Below are 7,642 nucleotides of genomic sequence, written 5' to 3'. Positions count from 1 at the left end.
AACACATTACGGCAGGAACTCGCGGCATTACCCGCCACGAAGCTTGATAAACGCGTTCTGTTTATTCTCAATCATGGTGGAATGACCGCAATGGCTGCAGGACAGGATACGGGGGCTGATGCCGCTATTCGCGCAGCCGGCTTACGTAACGCAATGCAGGGTTTTAGCCGTTACCAGCCGTTATCACAAGAAGGCGTCATTGCCAGCCAGCCCGACCTGGTGGTGATCTCACGGGATGGTATTCAGGCCGTTGGTGGTGAAGCTAACCTGTGGGCACTGCCTGGACTTGCGCAAACGCCTGCCGGGCGCAATAAGCAGGTACTGCAGATTGATGATATGGCATTACTGGGCTTCAGCGTTCGCACGCCACAGGCCATTTTGCAGCTACGCGCCAAAGCGGAGCAATTGCCCTGATGGCCCGACGAATCACCTGCTCGTTATGGACGCTGGCCTTTATGCTGGGTGTAATGACGATACTGGCGACCGGTTTTGGCGCGTTGCGCCTGCCGGTAAGCCTGCTCTGGCAGGACGGAGATGATGCTTTGCGTCAAATCTGGCTCACCATTCGGCTACCGCGCGTTCTGCTGGCGCTGGTGATTGGCGGCTCACTGGCACTGGCAGGTTGCGTCATGCAGGGATTGTTTCGCAACCCGCTTGCCGATCCAGGGCTACTGGGTATTAGCAGCGGTGCGGCCTGCGCCGTCGCTTTGTGGGTAGTGCTGCCTGTCTCTTTACCCGCGCTGTTGATGCTGTACGCCCCGATGCTGGCCGCTTTTCTCGGTGCGCTGGCGGCAACGGTAGTGATTTTTATCCTCAGCCAACAGCGCGACGGTTCGCTCTCACGTCTGTTACTGGTCGGTATTGCTATTAATGCGCTCTGCGGAGCGGCGGTTGGCGTTTTGTCGTGGATCAGCAATGATGCGCAGTTGCGCCAGTTGTCGTTGTGGGGGATGGGAAGTCTGGGAGCCGCGCAGTGGTCCACGCTACTGGCTGTCACGTCACTGACTATCCCGACGGTGCTGATCATCTGGCGTCTGGCTCCGGCGCTGAACCTGCTACAACTGGGTGAGGAGGAGGCGCATTATCTCGGCGTTGATGTTCGGATGATCCAACGTATTTTGTTGTTGTGCAGCGCATTACTCGTGGCCGCTGCTGTAGCGGTCAGCGGAGTCATTGGGTTCATCGGTTTGGTTGTTCCGCATTTAATGCGTATGTGGCTCGGATCAGACCATCGGGCCGTGATCCCCGGTTCCGTTCTGGCTGGCGCATTTTTACTACTGATTGCCGATACTCTCGCCCGCACCGCAGTTGCGCCTGCGGAAATGCCGGTCGGTCTGTTGACCAGTCTTCTCGGCGCACCGTGGTTTTTATGGCTTATTTTTCGTCAGCGAGGAGCGCATGGCTGAACATTTTATTGCCGAAGGACTTCACTATCGCCTTGCTGATCGCTCAGTAATTGACGACGTATCGCTCAAACTCGCTAAAGGTGAACTGGTCGCGTTAATCGGGCCGAATGGTGCGGGAAAATCCACCCTGCTACGTCTGTTGACCGGCTTTCTTAAACCGACTGCCGGACGCTGTTTGTTAGATGGCAAATCACTGGCTGACTGGAGTACGCAGTCGCTGTCACGCCATCGCGCGGTTATGCGTCAGCAAACGCAGGTAGGTTTTGACTGGCAGACAGAAGCCGTTATCGCGATGGGCCGTGCCCCCTGGTCCCAACATCCCGAGCACGAGCTTATCGCACAGGTAATGGCAGTCACCGGCTGCACACCGTTGGCGGGCAAGCAATACGCCGCGCTTTCCGGTGGCGAACAACAACGCGTTCAGTTAGCCCGTGCGCTGGCACAATTGTGGTGCAACGCCGGACCTCGCGGTTGGCTATTTCTCGACGAACCGACGTCAGCGTTAGATCTGTACCATCAGCAACATCTGCTGAGATTACTAAAGACACTCACCGCTTCAGGAGAATTGCATGTTTGCATCATCCTTCACGATCTCAATCTGGCAGCACTGTGGGCTGACCGGATCATACTGCTCCATCAAGGAAGCATTGTGTCTCAAGGGACGCCCGACGCCGTGTTACAGGCTGATGATCTGATACGCTGGTACGGTGCTCAGGTTCACGTTGGCCAACACCCGGCCAACGCATCCCCACAAGTTTTTCTCGCGCCTTAGCTCGAACAGCTCACCTCCAGCCGTTTGCCCCAGTCAGGTGGACGGCTGATATAATCATCATCCCGATCGATAAACGGCGTACGTAACGCAGCGTGTAACCGATGTAGTTCGGTATAATCACCCTGCTCTGCCTGGCTAATTGCCCGCTGTGCCAGCCAGTTACGTAGCACCATAGCCGGATTCTCCGTCTTCATCTGCGCTTGTCTGACTACGTCAGCCACATTGTCTTGTTGCAGGCGCGTGCGGTAACGAGTGAACCAGTCGTCAAATGCCGCACGGTCAATAAACTCATCGCGCAGTGGGGACAAGGTGCTGTGTTGCTCAGTTTGGCTGAGCATGCGGAACGTTCGCGTATAGTCGCTACCTTCCCGCGCCATCAGGCTAAACAGTTCGCTAAGGATTTCGTTATCGTTTTTCTGCTCACTAAAGAAACCCAGTTTTTGCCGCATTCGTTGCCCATAGCGGGTTAGCAAGGCCAGTTGATAACCGTCCAGCGCATCATTGAGCACATCAACCGGGATGAATGGCGACAGCGTCTGCGCCAGACGTTGTAGGTTCCACAAAGCTGCAGCAGGCTGATTATCAAAACTATAGCGCCCCTGATGATCGGAGTGGTTGCAGACAAAATCTGGCACGTAATCATCAAGGAAACCGAAGGGACCATAATCCATCGTCAGACCAAGAATCGACATGTTGTCCGTGTTCATCACCCCATGCGCAAAGCCTACGGCTTGCCAGTCGGCCATTAACGTCGCGGTACGCGTAACAACATCCGTAAACCACAACTGATACTTATTTGCCTCTTCCTGCCATTGTGGCCAGTAATGACGGATCGCAAAGTCAGCAAGCTGACGTACTTTTTCCGGTTCACGACGATAATAAAAGTGCTCAAAATGGCCAAAACGCATATGGCTTTGTGCCACGCGAATGAGCATCGCGCCTGCTTCAGTGGTCTCTCGCTGCACCGGAGTCTCGCTGGTGACAATCGACAAGGCCCGGGTTGTAGGTATCCCCAAATAATGCATGGCTTCACTGGCCAGGCTCTCTCTAATCGTCGAGCGCAGCACAGCGCGCCCATCCCCCATGCGGGAATAAGGCGTTAATCCAGCGCCTTTCAGATGCCAGTCAAGGGTTGTGTCATCTGCAAGCAATTGCTCACCCAGCAGGATCCCTCGTCCATCGCCAAGCTGCCCAGCCCAGACACCGAACTGATGCCCGCTATAAACTTGCGCCAAAGGCGACATCCCAGGTAATAGCGATTCGCCCCCCCATACACCTGCCCCACCAGAAACATCAAACAACGCAGTTGGAATACCCAATTGCGCAGCCAGAGCATCGTTATGCCAGATGATGCGCGCGTTTTTCAGGGGGGTGGGCGAAAGAGCGGTATAGGTTGCTGGTAATTCATCACGCCAGCGAGTAGTAAAAGACAGGGTCATAGGGCCTCCTGTCTCTAGTGTAGACTGTTAATAGCCTGTTAAACACCAGCAAATAAAAGGGTTATCATTTTACCAGTGAAATAATTTTTGCCGGTGATACCGCCGGCCACAGTCCCCCTTGCATCGCGCTGAATCCCAAAGGTAATACCCGCGTCAGCATCTCTTGTGTATCAATACCGCTAATGATGATTGATTCGCAGCAGGGAGATAATTGCGCCAGAATAGCCCGCATAAACGGCTCAAACGAAATATGTGTAATCCGTTGTTGAACAAAGTTTTTATCCAGCACGACCCGTTTGAAAAGACCATCAAAAATTGCCCGCGTGGATATGCCCCCGGCACCGTAGTTTGTCAGTATTAATGGGAATCGCGCAGCCAGAGCCGCCAGTGTGGGATTTTCTTTGCCACTGTTTAACTCTGGATAACTTTCATTAATCGTCAGTTCAATAAATGAAAATCGTTCAACACGTGAAGCATATTCAGCGTCTGATAATAAAGTATTAGCGACCGCTGGCGTTAAATTAATCCAGGCCGGAATTTTGCGTTGAATAAAAAAGTGTTGGCACGTTTCGATTAATTCCAGCTTCTCGGCAAATAAGCGGCATTGCTCGTCGTCTGACATCCGGGGCATAACCAGCTCTGTTGGCATGTGTACGTCGCCATCCGGGCTGACAAAGTTTGTAACAATATCGACGAACTCAAGGTCACCTTTTTCACTTCGTGCAGGAAGAAAAGAGAACTCTGAATGATAAAGATAATCCAGTGAAACAATCATTGTGCCAGCCCCTCTGCATGGGTGTAATCCGGCATCCTGTAGCAAAGGATGGAAAAATACGTTGCTGCTGATACAAATTGAGGCCCTTTCATTTTTCCCTTTTTAGCCAGTAAATCGAATCCTTTTTTTTTAGCTTATCCTGATTATAAACGAATATCCAGCCTTGCACTTTTTAATATCTCGGGATAAATCATATTTTTAGCAAGATACGCTCTTAATGTTCAGGGTTATAGACCGACAAACAGCAGAAGTGAAAGTTGACATTTAAAATGCGGATGACGAGAAAGCCGCGAGCCGATCTCGTCACCCGCAATGATTAAATTCGGCGCGCCTGCCAAAAGTTTTTACGCCAGTAGACGTTATCCAGCGAAGAACGCATCACTCCGCGACTGGTTGAAGCATGGATAAATTGATTATTGGTATCGTAAATCCCGACATGCAGACCACTTTCACCGGAACCCGTTTTAAAGAAAACCAGATCGCCGGGTAGCAAATCATCTTTATCGATCTCAGTACCAATCTTTGATTGCGTACGCGTGTCGCGCGGGAGTTGCAGATCGAATTTGTCACGCATTGTCATCAACACAAATCCCGAACAATCCACCCCGCTACGGCTCATACCGCCATAGCGATAGGGAGTACCATGCCAGGTTTGCAACTGATCGTTAAGACCTGCGATAACGGCGATAGAGTCCGACAGTCGGGCATTTGGCGCAGGAGCACGATGGCTGCTGCACCCCGCCAAAAACAATGCTGTGATGAAAAGGAGCCAAAAGCGCATTCAGGACGAATCCTCTGATTTTTATTTTTGTGTCAATTTAGCGTGGAAATTATGTGATTTTCAAGAACCCATTTAACTTAAGTGGTTGATATGAGCATTCTGTGGCCTTCAATATCCAGGCGACGGAAATTTACACCGTAGGCTAACGACAGATTGGCTGGCGTTAGCACCACATCACGCGCACCGCTCGCCAGCAGCTTTCCGCGCTTGAGCAACCACGCCTTGTGCGCATGGCGTAGCGTATGGTTAAGATCATGACTGCTCATCACAATGGCGATTCCCTGCAGACACAGCTGGCTCAACAATCTGTCCAGCGCGTTTTGTTGCGCCACGTCCAGGCTATTCATCGGCTCATCCAGCAACAAAAGTTGCCCATGCGGATTAGACTGGGGGCTCATTTGCAGGATGACGGCCGCCAGACGCACACGTTGCCATTCACCCCCTGAAAGCTGATTAACACCACGTCCTAGTTTATCTCCCAGCCCAAGCGCATCAGCCACCTCCTGCAGCAGGTCTGTTCGCGCTTTATCAGGCTGATGCAGCGTCAGAAAATGCCAGACCGGCATCGCAAAAGGCGGATTTTGCTGTTGCGCAAGATAAGCACGATATTGCGCCAGCTTCGCTGCCGGCCAGTCACCGAGGGGTGTATCACCAAAGGTGATGCTCCCCTCTCCGGTCGTCAGTCCCGCCATTCGCGCCAACAACGTACTTTTCCCCGCGCCGTTGGGGCCCACTAAATGCAGGATCTCTCCTGCTTTAATTTCACCAGATAGCGGGCCGAGTCGGGTCGATTCCGCAACATCCTGTAGCAGCATTAATCGGGACATTAGTTGGCCAATGCAGTCTTTATAGCGTGTACAAGAACCGGGTCCTCAGGCGTCATATCAGGTGAATAACGCTGCAGCACCTGTCCATCCCGACCGACTAAGAACTTCTCGAAGTTCCACAGAATATCGTCCGGGTAGAGCGGTGCCCGGCCTTTACTCGCCATACGCGCATAAAATCCGCTATCTGCAGGTGCAACCGCAGTGGGTGCCGCATCAATCAGCTTCTGATACAACGGATGGCGGGCTTCGCCATTGACATCAATCTTACTGAACATCGGGAAGGTAACGCCCCAGGTTGTGCTGCAATACGTCTTAATCTCGTCTTCACTGCCGGGCTCCTGCCCCAGAAACTGGTTGCAGGGGAATCCCAGAACGGTGAAACCCTGCCCATGCCAGGTTTTCTGCAGGTTTTCCAGTTGCTCATACTGCGGCGTTAACCCACATTTTGAGGCTACGTTGACGATTAACAGTACATTTCCGGCATACGCCTGCAATGAGGTCGCCTCGCCGTCGATGGTTGTCACTTCCGTATTAAAAAGCGTGTTTTGCATAGCATCTCCAGAACAACAGGTGAATAGTGGGATGACCCTGTTCAGCTTTTAAGCATAGACCGAACCTGCGCTTTCTAGCGCGCAGCTTTTAACAATAACCAGATAAATACCGGTGCGCCCATCGTGGCCGTCACCACGCCAATGGGTAATTCAGCCGATGCCAGTACCAGACGTGCGACAACATCAGCAAACAGTAGTGCAATTGCCCCCGCCAGCGCACACCCAGGGAGTAAAACGCGGTGATCGGTTAATCCACACAGTCGCAGAATATGAGGGATTACCAGCCCGATAAAACCAATTGCCCCTGCCAGCGCCACGCTCACACCAACCATCCATCCCGTGGCAACCACCAGCAAGTTGCGCCAGAACCATAAAGGCAGCCCCAGCTGGCGCGCGGAGGTTTCCCCCAGCGCCAGCATATTCATCGGCTGTGACTGACAGCAGATCCACACCAGCACCGGAATCAATGCCACCATGAGCCAGGCCTGATGCCAGTCTACGCCGCCGAAGCCCCCCATCATCCAGTACATCAACTGTCGAAGATCAAAAGAGGTGGAAAAATAGATAGCCCAGGTCATCAGCGCGCTGCAGATAATCCCCAGCGCCACGCCGGCCAACAGCAAACGACTGGTCGATAAATGTCGGCGGGCAAAACGAAGAAGAATGAGGGTGATAATCAGCGCGCCAGCAATGGCGCATAGGCCCAATGCCCAGCCGGGCAATCGCCCTTGCCCCAACAGCACAGCCGCAATAAGCCCTACCCCCGCGCCATTAGACACGCCGAGTAAACCAGGCTCCGCGAGCGGGTTTTCAAACAGCGCCTGCATCACCGCGCCAGCCAGGGCCAGTGCGGCGCCTACCAGCAATACGGCAAGTGTACGGGGCAGTCGAATTTGCCAGACGAACAGATCGCCGCGAGCGCTAAACCAATCGCCGGGAGCAATCCACTGTTCTCCTGCGCATAAACTTATCATGGTTGCCAGCAGCATCAGCACTGACAGAGACAGTATCCAGCGCACGTTTCGTCGCTGCTGTTGATGGGCGAAAGTCAGCATGTTTTCCATTCTGCTGAAAAAAGATGGGGAGATTCT

The 7,642-nt window shown here is 53.0% G+C and carries 9 protein-coding genes; 3 read left to right on the top strand and 6 right to left on the bottom strand.

Annotated elements, in window-relative coordinates:
- From FDX03_RS23565 to FDX03_RS17730, 3 genes are all read left to right on the top strand, one after another.
- Positions 1–414: ABC transporter substrate-binding protein (locus FDX03_RS23565; protein WP_249357098.1), on the top strand; the 414-nt coding region annotated here is incomplete at its 5' end.
- Positions 414–1,406: an iron ABC transporter permease gene (locus FDX03_RS17735; RefSeq protein WP_115602129.1), complete on the top strand. Its 993-nt coding sequence runs from the start codon at positions 414–416 to the stop codon at positions 1,404–1,406. The genes FDX03_RS23565 and FDX03_RS17735, both read left to right, overlap by 1 nt.
- Entirely contained in the window at positions 1,399–2,178 is a 780-nt protein-coding gene (locus tag FDX03_RS17730; RefSeq protein WP_115643483.1) for a heme ABC transporter ATP-binding protein, read from the top strand. Before FDX03_RS17735 ends, FDX03_RS17730 begins: the two co-directional genes overlap by 8 nt.
- Here the strand turns inward: FDX03_RS17730 and selO are convergent.
- The 6 genes from selO to btuC form a co-directional block, all read right to left on the bottom strand.
- Entirely contained in the window at positions 2,175–3,617 is a 1,443-nt protein-coding gene (selO, locus tag FDX03_RS17725) for a protein adenylyltransferase SelO (protein ID WP_115643484.1), read from the bottom strand. The genes FDX03_RS17730 and selO overlap by 4 nt on opposite strands.
- A gap of 64 nt (positions 3,618–3,681) precedes the next feature.
- A complete protein-coding gene (locus FDX03_RS17720; protein WP_048211869.1) occupies positions 3,682–4,392 on the bottom strand; it encodes an EAL domain-containing protein in 711 nt (236 codons plus the stop codon).
- Between the two features lie 316 nt (positions 4,393–4,708).
- A complete protein-coding gene (locus FDX03_RS17715) occupies positions 4,709–5,173 on the bottom strand; it encodes an NlpC/P60 family protein (RefSeq protein ID WP_003832591.1) in 465 nt (154 codons plus the stop codon).
- A gap of 77 nt (positions 5,174–5,250) precedes the next feature.
- Complete coding sequence (gene btuD, locus FDX03_RS17710) at positions 5,251–6,000, bottom strand: vitamin B12 ABC transporter ATP-binding protein BtuD (protein ID WP_115602132.1); 750 nt, start codon at positions 5,998–6,000, stop codon at positions 5,251–5,253.
- Positions 6,000–6,551 carry a glutathione peroxidase gene (locus FDX03_RS17705; protein ID WP_048211871.1) on the bottom strand — a complete coding sequence of 184 codons (552 nt, stop codon included), beginning with the start codon at positions 6,549–6,551 and terminating at the stop codon, positions 6,000–6,002. Before FDX03_RS17705 ends, btuD begins: the two co-directional genes overlap by 1 nt.
- Before the next feature lie 74 nt (positions 6,552–6,625).
- A complete protein-coding gene (gene btuC, locus FDX03_RS17700) occupies positions 6,626–7,606 on the bottom strand; it encodes a vitamin B12 ABC transporter permease BtuC (RefSeq protein WP_101741707.1) in 981 nt (326 codons plus the stop codon).
- Between the last annotated feature and the right edge of the window lie 36 nt (positions 7,607–7,642).

The sequence above is a fragment of the Citrobacter sp. wls827 genome (assembly GCF_005280875.1).
Classification (GTDB): domain Bacteria; phylum Pseudomonadota; class Gammaproteobacteria; order Enterobacterales; family Enterobacteriaceae; genus Citrobacter; species Citrobacter youngae.
The sequence above is the reverse complement of the archived record's forward strand: the minus strand, read 5'-3'. Positions and strand labels throughout refer to the sequence as shown.